We start from the raw sequence: 14,191 nt of genomic DNA, 5'->3' as shown, positions 1-14,191 counted from the left end.
CGTACCCCCGTTGGGCCGGTTCCCTCACACCGGAGGTACCACGTGCGCAAAGTCGCAGTGGGTCTGCTCGGGCTCTCGCTGACGGCGACAGGTCTGGTGACGGGTACGTCCGCCAGCGCCGCGCCGACGCCGAAGCTCCCGACGGCGGCCCCGTCGGTCGCGGAGCCCGCTAACGCGGACCACGATCTGCCCAACCCGCTCGAAACCAAGCGGCGGGCGCTGCGTCAGGAGGGCCTCAGCGAGGTCCTCTCCGGCAAGGCCAAGGCGCAGAAGATCAACGGCAGCACGGTCGTCAAGGTCGGCAAGACCCAGGCTGCGGGCAAGAACGCCCGGACGACGGCCTCGGGCGTCGCCCAGACGCAGGACCAGTACGTCGAGCTGGGCCGCGAGCGGACCGACAAGATCTTCGTCATCCTCGCGGAGTTCGGCAACGAGCGGCACCCGAGCTACCCGGACCAGGACACGGCCCCGGCCGTCCCCGGCCCGACCCGGTTCGACGGGCCGCTGCACAACGAGATCCCGGCCCCCAACCGGGCGGTGGACAACTCCACCGTCTGGCAGGCCGACTACAACGCCGACCACTTCCGGAAGCTGTACTTCGGCACCGGGCAGGGTGACGAGTCGCTGAAGCAGTACTACGAGGCCCAGTCCTCGGGTCGCTACAGCGTCGAGGGCGAGGTCACCGACTGGGTCAAGGTGAAGTACAACGAGGCCCGGTACGGCCGTTCCAACGGCTACCCCTGCGCCTCGAACGTCTGCAACAACACCTGGGCCCTGGTCCGGGACGCCGCCAACCAGTGGGTCGCCGACCAGAAGGCCGCCGGCCGCACCGACGCCCAGATCGCCGCCGACGTCAAGTCGATGGACGAGTGGGACCGGTACGACTTCGACGGCGACGGCAACTTCAACGAGCCGGACGGCTACATCGACCACTTCCAGATCGTCCACTCCGGCGGCGACCAGGCCGACGGCGACCCGATCCAGGGTGAGGACGCCATCTGGAGCCACCGGTGGTACGCCTTCGCCAGCGACCAGGGCAACACCGGCCCGGCGAACTTCCCGGCCGGCGGCACCCAGATCGGCAACACCGGCGTCTGGATCGGCGACTACACGATCCAGCCGGAGAACGGTGGCCGGAGCGTCTTCTACCACGAGTACGGTCACGACCTCGGTCTGCCGGACGACTACAACGTCATCAACAGCGGTGACAACAACAACGAGCACTGGACCCTGATGGCCCAGAGCCGGCTCGGTGCCAAGAACGACCAGGGCATCGGCGACCGGGGCGGCGACCTCGGCGCGTGGAACAAGCTCCAGCTCGGCTGGCTCGACTACGAGGTCGTGGTGGCCGGCCAGCAGAAGACCCTCAACCTGGGCCCGCAGGAGTACAACTCCGACAAGGCGCAGGGTGCCGTGGTCGTGCTGCCGCAGCGGGAGTACAGCTTCCAGAACGGCAAGCCGTTCGAGGGGACGAAGCAGTTCTTCTCCGGCAACGACGACGACCTGAACACCACGATGACGCGGACGATCGACCTCACCGGGAAGACCAGCGCCGCGCTCACCATGAAGGGTCGTTACTCGATCGAGGCGGACTACGACTACCTCTTCTTCGAGGCCAGCACCGACGGCGGCCAGACCTGGGCCACCCTGCCGGGTACCGCCAACGGCAAGGCCCTCAAGGAGATCTCCCCCGGGCGCTTCGCCCTGGACGGCTCCAGCAACGGCCAGTGGGTCGACGTCAACATCCCGATGAACGCGGCCGCCGGCAAGGTGGTGCAGTTCCGGCTGCGCTACCAGACCGACGGTGGCGTCTCCGAGGGCGGCTTCTACGGTGACGCGATCACCATCACCGCCGACGGGCAGACCGTGCTCACCGACGGTGCGGAGGCCGGTGCCGCCGGTTGGACCCTGAACGGGTTCAGCGTGGTTGCCGAGACCTACATCCGCAAGTTCGACAACTACTACATCGCCGGCAACCGGTCGTACGTGTCGTACGACCAGTACCTCAAGACCGGCCCGTACTACTTCGGTTACGCGAACAGCCGCCCGGACTACGTGGACCACTACGCGTACCAGGAGGGTCTGCTGATCTCCTACTGGAACCTCCGGTGGGCCGACAACGACACCTTCGACCACCCGGGCGAGGGTCGGAACATGATCATCGACGCGCACCCGGAGCCGCTGTACAACCTGACCGGCGCCCCGTGGCGGGCCCGCGTCCAGGTGTACGACGCGCCGTTCAGCCTGAAGAAGGCGGACTCGTTCACGCTGCACATCAACAGCGTGCCGCAGTACGTCCGCGGCCAGGCCGCGCAGCCGCTGTTCGACGACACCAAGCAGTACTGGTACCCGGAGCTGCCGAACCACGGCGTCAAGCTCCCGGCCACCGGCACCAAGATCAAGGTTGTGGAGCAGAACGGCACCTCGCTGAAGGTCCGCTTCTCCTGATCCGCTGATCAGCCGCACCACCTGCTGTAACCCGATGCCCGGGCAGGACTCCTGCCCGGGCATCGGCCCGTCCGGGGCTGGCCGGATGCCGCTGCACCGCTGCCGTGGCAGGCTGGCTCTGCGCGTACCCGTGACGGGTGCGCCGGGAACGGAGGCGACCCTGACCGACGACCGGACCCCGACCACCGATCCGCCGGCCGGCACCCGCGCACCGGCCCCGCCCGCCGATGCACCGGCCCCGCCCCCCGGCGCACCGACCACGCCCGGCGGCTCACCAACCATGCCCGCCGGCGCAGCGGCCCCGGCCGCCGGCCGACCGGCACCGCTCTCCGCCGCACCGCCGCCCGCCCCGCGCCGGCCCGCCGCACCCCCACGGCACCCCACCGACCGACGCCGGCCGGACCGGCTCGCCGGCCGGATCACCCGGGGCGGCGACGGCCCCTGCTACGGCCTGGTCACCGACGACGGCCACGAGTACGCGCTGCACGGTCCCGGCCTGGGCACCGTCACCGCCGGCAGCACCGTCGTGGTCACCGTCGACCCGGCCGCGCCACCGGCCGCCTGCGGCCCCGGCACCCCGGTCGGCGTCGTCCGGATCAGCGTCGTCCGCTGAGTCCGCTCAGCCCGCCGGACTCCGGTCCGACCCCGGGTACGACCGCCCGGCCGGGTCGGCTGGGCGATCGACAGGCGCCGAGGTCCTAGGCTGTGCCCATGACCGAGCAGCGTGGCGGGCCCACCGACGAGTCCTGCGTCCTCACCGAGGGGCCGTGGACGCACCGGTTCGTCGGCGCGAACGGCAGCCGGTTCCACGTCGTCGAGGCGGGCACCGGGCCGATGGTGCTCTTCCTGCACGGCTTCCCCGAACACTGGTGGGCCTGGCACGCGATGCTCCCCGCCATCGCCGACGCCGGCTTCCGGGCCGTCGCGGTGGACCTGCGCGGTTACGGTGCCAGCGACAAACCACCCCGGGGGTACGACGGGTACACCCTCGCCGCCGACGTCGCCGGCCTGATCCGCGCCCTCGGGGAACGGTCGGCCACCGTGGTCGGCGCCGGCTCGGGCGGGCTGATCGGCTGGACAGCCGCCTCGTTCCATCCCACCCTGGTCCGCCGGCTGGTGGTGCTCGGCGCGCCCCATCCACTGCGGTTGCGCGCGGCCATCTTCGCCGACCCGCGCGGGCAGTTCGCCGCCTCCACCCCGGCGCTGAAGTTCCAACTCCCCCGGTACGAGCACGTGCTCACCCGCAACGACGCCGCCGAGGTGCAGCAGATGCTGAGCCGCTGGGGCGGCCCCCGCTGGGTGGACGGCCCCGACTTCGCCGGGTACGCGTCTCGCTGCCGGGAGGCGATGCTGATCCCGCAGGCCGCCTTCTGCGCGCTGGAGGGCTACCGGTGGGCCTTCCGCTCGGTGCTGCGGCTGCACGGCTACCGGTTCGTCCGGCTGATGCAGAAGCCCCTGGTCACCCCCACCCTCCAGCTGCACGGGGCGGTCGACGTCGCGTCCCTGCCGCGCACCGCGCAGGGCTCCGGCCGGTACGTCAGCGCCCCCTACGAGTGGCGGCTGCTCGACGGGGTGGGCCACTTTCCCCACGTGGAGGCCGGCGACGTGGTGCTCGGCGAGATCCTGCGCTGGACCAAGTCCTGACCCGAGCGGCCCGGTCGACGGTCCCCTGTCGACGGTCCCGGACGGGCCGGGGCCGGGCCTCCGGGGCGGACTTGCCGGCCAGGGTCGGGGCGGCGGTCAGACGCGCTGTTCGCGCAGGTCGGCGACCTCGCCGGCCGGTGCCCAGCCCTGGTAGACGCCGAAGTCGAAGACCTCCAGCCCCATCGCCTGCGCCACCGGCCAGCGACCACCCGTGTACTCGACCCGCAGCCACCCGTCGTGCTCGCCGAGCACGATGAACGGCTGCCCCTGCCAGGTGCAGGTGGTCCGCACGTACGCCAGGTCCTCGACCTCGCCGGCCGGCACCACCCGCACGTACCGGCCGGGGCGTACCTCCTCGAAGCCGTCGGCGGGTTCCGGCTGGTAGATCCGCACGTGCTCGCCGTCCGGACTGACCTGGTACTCCCGTCCCTGCCAGCGGGCCACGTAACCGTCACGCATCACGGCTCGCCCACCCGTCGCCAGACCAGCGCGTCGGTGTCCAGGATGGCGATCACCCGTTCGGTGCCCTCCGTGCCGATCCGCCAGAGCTGTGCGCCGTGCGGCAACCGGGCGCTGTCCACCTTGAACTCGGCCACCACGTCGCTGCTCTCCCCGGGGGCGAACCCGTTACCCCGGAACGGCGCGCGCTCGATCACCCAGCCCTCCATGGCCCGCATCGCCGCCTCGTTCTGCCCGCCGTACGGGATGCGGTAGAGACTCGGCCGGTACGCGGGCCAGCGCAGCACGTAGGTGGCCTCGGCGTCGCGGGCGAAGGGCGAATCGGGGTAGCCCAGCCCCAGGGCGTCGTGCAGCTCCGCAGGGGTGGTCAGGTGGGCCAGTTCGCCGGCCCGGTGCACGAACCCGGAGACCCGGTCGTAGCCGCGTTCCAGGTAGTAGGCGAGTTGGCTCGGGGCGACCGCCTTCTGCATCACCACCGGACGGGACGGGTCGGTGACGGGCGGGGCGTACCGGGTGCGTTCGGCGGGTGCCTCGGCGGCGGCCACCGGCTCCACGTCCGCCTCGTCGCCGAGCCCGACCTCGGCCGCCCAGCTGGCCAGGGCCACGATCTGCTCACCGGGGAGCTTGGCCCCGACCGGGGTGCCCGGATTGACGGCGAACGCCCAGCTCGGGTCCGGCCACCGCCGGATCAGCTGCACGAAGCGCACCTCGATCGTGTCGACCGGCGGCACGTCGTGCTCGGCCAGCCGCTCCGGTGAGGTGTAGACCACCACGTACGTCTCACCGTCGGTCGTCCCGGTACGCCACTGGAAACCGGGCTCGCCGGGGCGGCTGCCGGCCACCGAGTCGGGGTTGACCGGAAGCAGCACCCGGGCCAGCAGCAGGGTGGAGAGGAAGCCGTCGGTGCTGCCCGCACCGACCGCGTCCAACAGGTTCTCCTCGACCTCGTTGGCCGGCAGGAACGGCTCGTCGGCGGTCGTCGGGGTGTCCGCACCGGCGGACGTCGACGGGGCCCCGGGCGGCGTGCCGCCGGTCGCGGCCGGATCGGCGGCCGGGCCCGGTGCCGCCGGGGAGGTCGGCGCGGCGGTGGTCGGTGCCGCCGGAGAGGTCGGCGCGGCGGTGGTCGGTGCCGCCGGGGAGGTCGGCGCGGCCCGTTCGGCGGCGGGGGTCCACAGGTCGACCGGGGTGGAACGCGGGTCGGCGCCGTCCGCGTCCGGAGCGGCGACCGTCGGAGCGGCTCCGGCGGCGGGCCGGGCCGGCGCACCGTTGGTGACGCCACCTGCGGCGTCCCCCGTCGGGGCGGGGGCGACGGACCCCGCCGCCGGGCTCCCGGCGGGCGCGCCGCCCGCCGCCACGTCGTCGGCCGTCGGAGCGGCCCACGCCTGCCCCGCAGCCGGCCCGGTGACCGGTGCCGCCGGTGCGGATGCGGACGGTGCCGGGGTGGGCGGTGCCGCCGATGCGGAAGGTGCCGGTGCCGGCGTGGACGAAAGGACGGTCGGAGCGCTGACCGGCGGGGTCGCCGCCACCGGTGGGGCTGCCGCGTCCGGTGGGGCCGCCGCCACCTCCGCTCGGGCCTTCGCGGCGGCCCGCTCGGCGGACGGGGTCCACAGGTCACCCGGAGCAGGGCGGGACCGGGCGACCGGTGGCGGGCCGGCGGGCGACGGCGGGGGAACCGGCCCGGGTGCGGACGGACGGCCGGGAGCGCCGAACGGCCCGGCCGTTCCGTTCAGGTTGACCGTGTCCTCGGCACCCGGACCCCCGGCCGGCGGCGCTGCGGGCGCGGGTGCCGACGTCGGCACCTGCGGCGGCGCGGGAGCGGCCGGGGGCACGAACGGCGCGGCGGCCGGCCGGGGGACGACCGGCGGCACGGAGGCCGCCGGGGGGACGAACGGCGGTCCCTGGGCGGCGGACGGGGCCGGCGCGGGGGCGACCGGGAGGTCGCGGGACTCCAGGATCACACCCTCTATCACGATGGGCATGAACCCCCGGCGGGACACCGGCGGCGCGGAGACCGGCTCGGCGACGGAGGGCGGCAGCTCCTCCGCCTCGCCCCGGGCGGGACCGGCCGGAGCGGTCGGCCCGGCCGGGCCGGTCGGAGCGGTCGGCCCGGTCGGAGCAGCCGGACCGGCAGGTGGAGCGGCGAACGGGTCGACCGGTGGGTGCGGCTGGCGCACCCCGGAGGAGGACCCGTCCGGGGTGGGCTGCCGGCGGGGCAACGCCTGGTTGGCCTCCGCCGCCGGTGGTGGCGTACGGAAGGCGCGGGTCGCCTCCTCCTCCGCCGCCGGGCCGACGTGGAAGGCCCGGGTGGGCTCGCCACCGGGCGGGTCCACCCGGAAGGCCCGGGTCGGCTCCTCGGCCAGCGGGTCCGGGAAGCGGCCGGCCGGGGGCACCCCGTTGCCGGGACCGGACCGGGCCGGCGGATCGGTCACCCGGAACGCGCGGGCGGCTTCGTCCTCGCCCGGTTGGGTGGGTGCGGGGCGACGTCGGGGAAAGGGTTGACCGCCCATCCCGGGCCGGGTCGGTGGGGCCGCCCGCTCACCCGAGCGCAACGGATTGTCCCGGGGTGACCGGGTGGCACCACGGGCGCTGGACGGCTCGAAGAACGAGGTGCGCCCGTTGGCCGGGCCGGCGGGCTCCTCGCCCAGCAACCGGCGGCGGGGAACCGCCGGCCAGCCGGCGTTGGTCGTCCCCGGCACGGCGGGGGGATCGGGGAAGGCGGGTCGGCCCTGCTCGGGCGGACCGGCGGTGGTGGTGCGCGGGCCACCACCGGGCGGGCCACCACCGGGTGGGGCGACCGGACGCCCCCGCTCGTCGGTCAGCGACGCGCCCGTCGCCGGGCGGATGCCACCCCCGGCGGGTGGCGCGGCGGCGGACGACGCCGGCCGGGGTTGGGCCCGGCCGGCGGAGAGGTCGGCGGTCGGCTCGACGTCGGCCGGCCTACCGGGCGTGGTCCGCACCGGCGTCTGGTCGACCTCCCCCCGGGGGCGCGCCCCCGGGGCGCGACCGGGCAGCCGGACGTCACCCCGGGAGAGCTGCGAGACGAACCAGGCGGGCAGGTAGCCCTCGATCGGCAGCCCGGGGTTCACCGCCAGCCACCACTCGTGGTTGGGCCACTCGGCGGCCAGGTCGGCGTAGCGGCTGCGCCGGTAGGGGCCGGCGGAGGACCCGAGACAGGCGTACATCGCGGCGGCCGAGGTGAAGGCCAGCACGTGGGTGCGGCCACCGGTGGTCCAGGTGCCCCAGCCCATCGGCGTCGCACCGGCGAGGGCCTGACCGGAGACCGGGAGGAAAAGCTCCGAATCGGCCAGAATCCGGAAGTAGAACTCCTGGTCACCGGCGTGCAGCGCGTCCCGCATCGCCGTCTCGGCCTCGGTAGCCGGCTCCCAGTCGGTCACGGCCACCTCTCCTCCCGGATCAGGCCACAGGCGTCGCGTACAACCTACAAGGTGAAAACAAGATCACGATAAGTCGGTCACCGGCCGGGCGGCCTGGTAGCGGACCGGGCGCTAACATCCCGTTGCGGAGTCGACACGATACGGAGGCGGTCGATGTCCCGATCCGGCAGCCGACGACCGTTCGTCACCCTGGCAGCAGCCCTGCTCGCCGTACCACCGGCGGCCGTCGTGGCGTCGGTCACCCCGGCCCGCGCCGCCCCCGGCTGCGCCACGTCGCCCGCGCCGGCCCGTCCGGTCGCCGCCGCCCCGTGGCCCCAGCGACGGTACGCCCCGCAGCGGCTCACCCCGCTGGCCACCGGTTCCGGCGTCACCGTGGCGGTGGTCGACTCGGGCGTCGACAGACGGCACCCCCAACTGCGGGGGCGGGTCCTCGACGGCGCGGACTTCCTCGACCCGGGCGGTGACGGCACCCGGGACTGCGCCGGTCACGGTACCGGGGTGGCCAGCATCATCGCCGCCGGGGAAGGCTCCGGGGTGGCCTTCCGGGGGCTCGCACCCGACGCCCGCATCCTGCCGGTACGGGTGAGCGAGCAGCAGGTCGTCGAGGGGCGGGAGTCGGGGCGTACGGTCAGCGCCGCCGGTTTCGCCCAGGCGGTGCGGTGGGCGGTGGACCACGACGCCGACGTGCTCAACCTCTCCGTCGTCCTGTACGCCGACAATCCCGCCGTACGCGAGGCGATCGACTACGCGCTGCGGCGGGACGTGGTGGTGGTGGCCGCCGCCGGCAACCTGCACGACGGCGGGGACCCGCTGCCCTATCCGGCGGCGTACGACGGGGTGCTCGGCGTCGGCGCGGTCACCCCGGACGGTGTGCGCGCCTCGTTCTCCCAGGTCGGCCCGTACGTCGATCTGGTCGCGCCGGGCGGCGACGTGCTGATGGCCGCGCCGGGGCAGGGTCACCGGCGGGCCGAGGGCACCAGTTACGCCGCCCCGTTCGTGGCGGGCACCGCCGCCCTGCTGCGGCAGTACCGGCCGGACCTGAGCGCCGCCGAGGTGACCCGCCGGATCGTCGGCACCACCGATCCGGCACCGGGTGGCCGGGAGGGCGGTTACGGTGCCGGCGTGCTCAACCCGTACCGGGCGGTGGTGGAGACCGGTGGTGCTCCCCGGCCGGTCGCCCGCCCGACGACGGTCCTGCCGGTGCCGCAGGCCGACCCGGCGTCGCTGGCGCGGGGGCAGCGGCGGGCGGCGGCCCGGCAGCGGGCGTTGCTGGTCGCCACGGCCGTCGGCGGGACGGTGGTGGTGGCGGTGCTGCTGGCCGTGGTGCTTCCCCGGGGCGTCCGCCGCCGCTGGCACCCGGCCGGCCCGGCCTGACGGTGACGCCCGACCGTCGGCCGGCCGGGCGTCACCGCCGGGGAACCGCCGGCAGCGTCACCCTCGCGGAGCCGCCAGGGCCACCGGAGCCGCCAGGGCCGCCGGAGATCCGCCGGGCGGCCCGTTCACTGGAACAGGCCGGTGTTGCGCTTCTCCGTGTCGAGGTAGTCGGCGGCGGAGTCGTCCACGGCGAGCTTGATGTCCCGCAGCATCGCCTGGAGATCCTGCGATGCGGAGCGCCACCGCGCCTGCCGCTGCTCGTACGCCCGGCGGGCCTCGCCGTCCCAGCCGGCGACCAGCGGGGCGGCGTCCCGTTCGAGCTGGCCGAGCTGCGCGTCGAGGGTGTTCAGTGCCTTCTGGATGTCCGCGCCCGCCTGGTGCAGCGCGGCGAAGTTGACGACCAGCACACCGTGGTCCATCGGATCGTTCCTCCCCGGGGTTCTGGTTAGAGCGGCAGTTGGATGCCGCGACTGGTGCCGGCGACCCGGCCGGCGGCCTCGGTGTCCGAGGCGTCGTACTGGCGGCCGGCGGTGCGGATGGCCGTCGCGGTCTCCCGCAGCGCCCGTTGCAGCGCGGCCTGGTCCCGCCCCCACTGCTGTTTGACCTGCTCGAAGGAGCGCCCACCGGCACCCCGCCAGGCCTGCTGCAACACCTCCAGCTCGGCCATCAGGCCGGTCAGCATGGCCTGCAACGACTGGTCCACCTGCTCGAACCTGGTGGCGGTGTGGTGCATCACCGCCGCTTCTGCCTGGGTCTGGGACACCCGGACGTCACCTCGTCTCCCCGGTCGGGGCCGACCGCCGGCCGTCCACCACGGACGCGCCGTCCGTCGGTATGGGACCGGACGGACCTGGTCGGCGAATCAGTCGCTGACGGTAGTCGCACCGTCGCCGTTGTGCTACCCCGCCCACCTCCCCTGTGGACAACCCACCCGACGCCGGGCGGGCGGGACCCCCACCGGGTCAGCCGACCACTACGATGGGTCACGCTCCCGTCGCGTTCCGGTCTCGGCCGGAGAATCCTGGCGGGGCACCCGACAGCCGGTGACGGGCGGGCACACGGAGGAGACGCGGTGACGGCGAGCACGACCGACCGACCGCTCCGGCGGGCCACCCAGGGCCCGCCCCGGCACCGCCCCGGCACCGCCGTACACCCCGGTCAGGTCGTCGCCACGCAGGTCGCGCTCGCGTTACCGGTGGCCGCGTACGGTCGCGGGCCGGTGCCCACGGTGCTCGCCGCGGTCGGTGCGGTGGTCCTGGCCGGTCTCGGCTGGGGGCGCTGGCACGGGCGGTGGCTGTTCGACTGGTGGGGCACCGCCGTCGGGTTCCTCACCCGCCGGCACGCCCTGCCCGCCGGCACCGCCCCGGAGGCACTCCTGGGCCTGCTGCTTCCCGACGCCGCGCTGGCCGGCGTGGAGTTGGCCGACGGGCCGGCGGGGGTGGTCGACGACGCCACCGGGCTGGCCGTCCTGCTCGACCTGGGCGACCCGGGCGATCTGCTCGGTGACCGGTCCCACCCGTTGCCGGCGCCCGGCACGCTGCTCCCGCCGGCCGGGCCGGAGCAGCCGCCGGTGCGGGTGCAGGTGCTGCTGCACGCCGTGCCGGCCCCGGCGGCGGCCGGTGGCGCGGCCGGCACGTCGTACCGGCAGTTGACCGAAGGGCGGGTGCCGGGTCAGGAGCGGGCCCTGCTCGCCGTCCGGGTGCTGCGGGCACCCGGCTGGTCCGACGCGGACCTGCGTCGGGCGCTGGCCGGCACGGTGCGGCGGATCGTCCGCCGGGTGGGGCCACTGCCGGCCCGTCCGCTGGGCGGGCACGCCGCGCTACGGGTGCTGGCCGAACTCGCCCACCACGACCCCGACCGGCCGGTGCGCGAGAGCTGGTCGAGGTTGTGCACCGGCGACCAGCACCAGGCCACCTTCCGGTTGGTCCGCTGGCCGGACGCTCGGGTCGATCCGGGTCGCCGCCTGGTGTCCCGACTGCTGGCCCTGCCGGCGACCGCCACCACCGTCGCGGTCGGGGCCGGCCCGCGCGTCGGCGACGCCGCACCGGCGACGTGCCTGACGGTACGGCTGGCCGCCACCACCCCGGTCGCGCTGGAACACGCCGCCGAGGGGTTGTCCCGGCTCGTCGCCGACGCCGGTGGTGAGCTGCGTCGACTCGACGGGGCGCAGTTGCCCGGCCTGGCCGCCACGTTGCCGTTGGCGGCGCCCGGGGTGGCCACGCCGGGGGTCGAGCCGCCGGAACTGACCCTCGGCGGGGCGGGCCTGATGGTGGGGGCCAACCGGCAGGGCGGCGCGGTGACGGTCCGGTTGTTCCGCGCCGAGGGCACCCGGTTGGTGCTGGTCGGCGGGCTGGCGGCGGCCCAGTTGCTGGTGCTGCGGGCGTTGGCGCTGGGGGCCGGGGTGCTGGTGCAGACCGGTCGGCCACGCGCCTGGGAGCCGTTCGTACGCGGGGTCGGCGGGCAGCAGGGCGGGGTGGTGGTGGTCCCGAGCGGGCGGGCGGTCGGCGTCACCGGCTCCCCGCTGCGCCCGCTGCTGGTGGTGGCCGACGCGGGTACGGCTGCCGGCGAGCCGCCGCCCGGGGCGGGGTGGGTGTCCACCCTGGTGGTCCGGGACGGGTTGACCCCGGCGGACGTCGACACCCTCGGCCGGGCCGACCTGGCGGTGCTGCAACCCCTCGACCCGTCGGAGGCCGCCCTGGCGGGCACCGCGCTGGGGCTGGGCGGTGCGGCGGAGTGGTTGACCCGCATCCGGGACGACATGGTCGCGGTGGTCAACCGGCGGGCGCTGCGCTGGGCGCTGCTCTCGCCCACCCCGATCGAGTCGCAACTGGTCGGTCGGCCCGGCCGGCGCTGACCGCACGGGTCACCGTGGTTTCCCTGGCTGGACGGCACGTGACACGATCCCGGCCATGGATTTTCTGAAGGGTCTTCTGATCCGGCTGGGCTCCACGGTGGTGGCGTTCTGGCTGGCGACGCTGCTCATCCCCGGCATCACGCTCGACACCGGCTCGGCCGGCGAGGCGATCGTCACCCTGGTGCTGGTCTCGGTGATCTTCGGCGTGGTCAACGCCGTGCTCCAGCCGGTCATCAAGACCGTCGGCTGCGGCTTCTACCTGCTCACCCTCGGGCTGATCGCCCTGGTCGTCAACGGGCTGCTGTTCCTGCTCACCAGCTGGATCGCCGAGCAGGCGGACCTGCCGTTTCACGTGGACGGGTTCTGGCCCGAGGCGGTGCTGGGCGCGCTCCTGGTGGGCATCGTGACCTGGATCCTCGGGGCGATCCTCGACCGCGACTGAACCGGTGGCCGGCCGCCGCTCCCGCGGGGCGGTGGCCGGCCGGCGTCGCCCCGCCGGGGCGGCCACCGGACGGGCACCGGTCGGCGGGACGGCCACCGGGCGGGAATTGGCTGGCGGGACGGCCACCGGACGGGGTTAGCGTGGCGGGGTGTTCTCGTTGACCCATCCCGACGGCTGGCAGCTCGACACCGACCCGGAGCGCATCGACCGGGACCGGGTGCACCACTGGCTCTCCACCGACGCCTACTGGGCGCTGGGGCGCAGCCGGGAGACGACGGAGCGGGCCCTCGCCGGCTCGACCCCGTACGGCGTCTACCGACCGCAGGACGGCGGGCAGGTCGCGATCGCCCGGGTGGTCACCGACCGGGCCACCTTCGGCTGGCTCTGCGACCTCTACGTCGACCCGCAGGCGCGGGGGCGCGGCCTGGGCACCTGGCTGGCCGGCTCGATCCGCGACCATCTCGCCGGGTACGGCGTACGCCGGATCGCGCTGTCGACCGCCGACGCCCACGGGGTGTACGCGAAGCTGGGCTTCACCCCGGCGTCCCCGGCGCGGTGGATGGAGTGGGTGCACCAGCGGTGACCCCGCTCACCGGAAAGGAGCCCGATCCGGCCGTACCCCTTACGGTGGGATCGTGACTCCGCTACGGCTCGGCTACCTGTACGGCTTCGGCGCGTACCTGCTCTGGGGTTTCATCCCGATCTACCTCAAGCTGCTCCGGCCGGCCGGGCCGTTGGAGATCCTCGCCCACCGGATCATCTGGTCGGTGGTGTTCGTCGCGCTGCTGCTCGCCGCACTGCGCAACGTCGGCTTCCTGCGGTCGCTGGCCCGCCGCCCCCGGACGCTGGCCGGGATCGTCGTCGCGGCGGCGCTGATCGCGGTGAACTGGGGCACCTACATCTACGGGGTGAACTCCGCCCGGGTGGTGGAGACCGCCCTCGGCTACTTCATCAACCCGCTGGTGTCGGTGCTGCTCGGGGTGCTGGTGCTGCGGGAGCGGCTGCGCCCGGCACAGTGGGTGGCGCTCGGGGTGGGAGCGGCGGCGGTCGCGGTGCTCACCGTCGACTACGGCCGGCTGCCCTACCTGGCGTTGATCCTGGCGGCCAGCTTCGCCGGCTACGGGTTGACCAAGAAGCGGCTCGGGCTGCCGGCGGCGGAGGGGCTGTTCGTCGAGTCGGCCGTGCTGGCGCTGCCCGCCCTGGGCTACCTGGGCTGGTTGGTGAGCCGGGGTGGGTCGACGTTCGGCGAGGTCTCGGCCGGGCACACCGCGCTGCTGGTGGCGGCCGGGGCGGTGACGGCCGTCCCGCTGCTGCTGTTCGCGGGCGCGGCCAACCGGCTGCCGCTGACCGCGCTCGGCATGCTCCAGTACGTGGCCCCCGTCCTCCAGCTCGGCTGCGGCGTGCTGATCTTCCACGAGCCGATGCCGCCGGCCCGGCTGGCCGGCTTCACCCTGGTCTGGCTGGCCCTGGTGATCTTCAGCCTGGACGCGCTGCGCAACGGTCGACGCACCCGGGCCGCCGCCCGCGCCGCCGATCCGCTGCCCGCCACCGTGCACTGAACCACCCGACCGCCGC

Annotated in this window: 12 protein-coding genes; 8 read left to right on the top strand and 4 right to left on the bottom strand. The window is 74.8% G+C overall.

Annotated features, from left to right (window positions below; genetic code table 11):
- The first annotated feature begins 57 nt into the window (after positions 1-57).
- From ACN268_RS24165 to ACN268_RS24155, 3 genes are all read left to right on the top strand, one after another.
- Positions 58-2,448: an immune inhibitor A domain-containing protein gene (locus ACN268_RS24165; protein WP_421486979.1), complete on the top strand. Its 2,391-nt coding sequence runs from the start codon at positions 58-60 to the stop codon at positions 2,446-2,448.
- A 34-nt stretch (positions 2,449-2,482) separates the two neighbouring features.
- Positions 2,483-3,061, top strand: a complete 579-nt coding sequence (locus tag ACN268_RS24160; protein WP_421485119.1) for a hypothetical protein — start codon at positions 2,483-2,485, stop codon at positions 3,059-3,061.
- A 98-nt stretch (positions 3,062-3,159) separates the two neighbouring features.
- On the top strand, positions 3,160-4,092 hold the full coding sequence (locus ACN268_RS24155; protein WP_421485118.1) for an alpha/beta fold hydrolase: 933 nt from the start codon (positions 3,160-3,162) through the stop codon (positions 4,090-4,092).
- 96 nt (positions 4,093-4,188) lie between these two features.
- Here the strand turns inward: ACN268_RS24155 and ACN268_RS24150 are convergent, their stop codons facing one another.
- Complete coding sequence (locus tag ACN268_RS24150) at positions 4,189-4,554, bottom strand: hypothetical protein (RefSeq protein WP_421485117.1); 366 nt, start codon at positions 4,552-4,554, stop codon at positions 4,189-4,191.
- Positions 4,551-7,946 (bottom strand): SseB family protein, encoded by a 3,396-nt coding sequence (locus tag ACN268_RS24145; protein ID WP_421485116.1) that lies wholly within the window; start codon positions 7,944-7,946, stop codon positions 4,551-4,553. Before ACN268_RS24145 ends, ACN268_RS24150 begins: the two co-directional genes overlap by 4 nt.
- 153 nt (positions 7,947-8,099) lie before the next feature.
- On the opposite strand from ACN268_RS24145, the gene mycP reads away from it, so the two are divergent.
- Positions 8,100-9,320: a type VII secretion-associated serine protease mycosin gene (gene mycP / locus ACN268_RS24140; protein ID WP_421485115.1), complete on the top strand. Its 1,221-nt coding sequence runs from the start codon at positions 8,100-8,102 to the stop codon at positions 9,318-9,320.
- 125 nt (positions 9,321-9,445) lie between these two features.
- Here the strand turns inward: mycP and ACN268_RS24135 are convergent, their stop codons facing one another.
- Both ACN268_RS24135 and ACN268_RS24130 read right to left on the bottom strand, forming a co-directional pair.
- On the bottom strand, positions 9,446-9,739 hold the full coding sequence (locus ACN268_RS24135; RefSeq protein ID WP_088646135.1) for a WXG100 family type VII secretion target: 294 nt from the start codon (positions 9,737-9,739) through the stop codon (positions 9,446-9,448).
- 26 nt (positions 9,740-9,765) lie between these two features.
- The gene (locus ACN268_RS24130; protein WP_421485114.1) at positions 9,766-10,083 is read right to left on the bottom strand and encodes a WXG100 family type VII secretion target; all 318 of its coding nucleotides are present in this window, start codon (positions 10,081-10,083) and stop codon (positions 9,766-9,768) included.
- Positions 10,084-10,392: 309 nt separating this feature from the next.
- Here ACN268_RS24130 and eccE point away from each other — a divergent pair, with 309 nt between their 5' ends.
- The 4 genes from eccE (at position 10,393) to rarD (ending at position 14,175) form a co-directional block, all read left to right on the top strand.
- Complete coding sequence (gene eccE, locus ACN268_RS24125; protein WP_421485113.1) at positions 10,393-12,174, top strand: type VII secretion protein EccE; 1,782 nt, start codon at positions 10,393-10,395, stop codon at positions 12,172-12,174.
- 55 nt (positions 12,175-12,229) lie between these two features.
- On the top strand, positions 12,230-12,616 hold the full coding sequence (locus ACN268_RS24120) for a phage holin family protein (protein ID WP_421485112.1): 387 nt from the start codon (positions 12,230-12,232) through the stop codon (positions 12,614-12,616).
- Between the two features lie 148 nt (positions 12,617-12,764).
- Positions 12,765-13,199, top strand: a complete 435-nt coding sequence (locus ACN268_RS24115; protein WP_421485111.1) for a GNAT family N-acetyltransferase — start codon at positions 12,765-12,767, stop codon at positions 13,197-13,199.
- Between the two features lie 52 nt (positions 13,200-13,251).
- Positions 13,252-14,175, top strand: a complete 924-nt coding sequence (rarD, locus tag ACN268_RS24110) for an EamA family transporter RarD (protein ID WP_421485110.1) — start codon at positions 13,252-13,254, stop codon at positions 14,173-14,175.
- Positions 14,176-14,191: the final 16 nt, after the last annotated feature.

This window comes from Micromonospora sp. WMMD735 (genome assembly GCF_049178995.1).
In the GTDB taxonomy this organism is placed as follows: domain Bacteria; phylum Actinomycetota; class Actinomycetes; order Mycobacteriales; family Micromonosporaceae; genus Micromonospora; species Micromonospora wenchangensis.
Note: the sequence above shows the minus strand (reverse complement) of the source record. Positions and strands in the feature narration are given on the sequence as shown.

What these genes read in the sequence shown, in the direction of transcription:
- ACN268_RS24160 (WP_421485119.1), top strand. Translation starts at nt 2,483, where the DNA reads ATGCCCGGGCAGGACTCCTGCCCGGGCATCGGCCCGTCCGGGGCTGGC.
- ACN268_RS24155 (WP_421485118.1), top strand. Translation starts at nt 3,160, where the DNA reads ATGACCGAGCAGCGTGGCGGGCCCACCGACGAGTCCTGCGTCCTCACC.
- mycP (WP_421485115.1), top strand. Translation starts at nt 8,100, where the DNA reads ATGTCCCGATCCGGCAGCCGACGACCGTTCGTCACCCTGGCAGCAGCC.
- ACN268_RS24135 (WP_088646135.1), bottom strand. Translation starts at nt 9,739, where the DNA reads ATGGACCACGGTGTGCTGGTCGTCAACTTCGCCGCGCTGCACCAGGCG.
- ACN268_RS24120 (WP_421485112.1), top strand. Translation starts at nt 12,230, where the DNA reads ATGGATTTTCTGAAGGGTCTTCTGATCCGGCTGGGCTCCACGGTGGTG.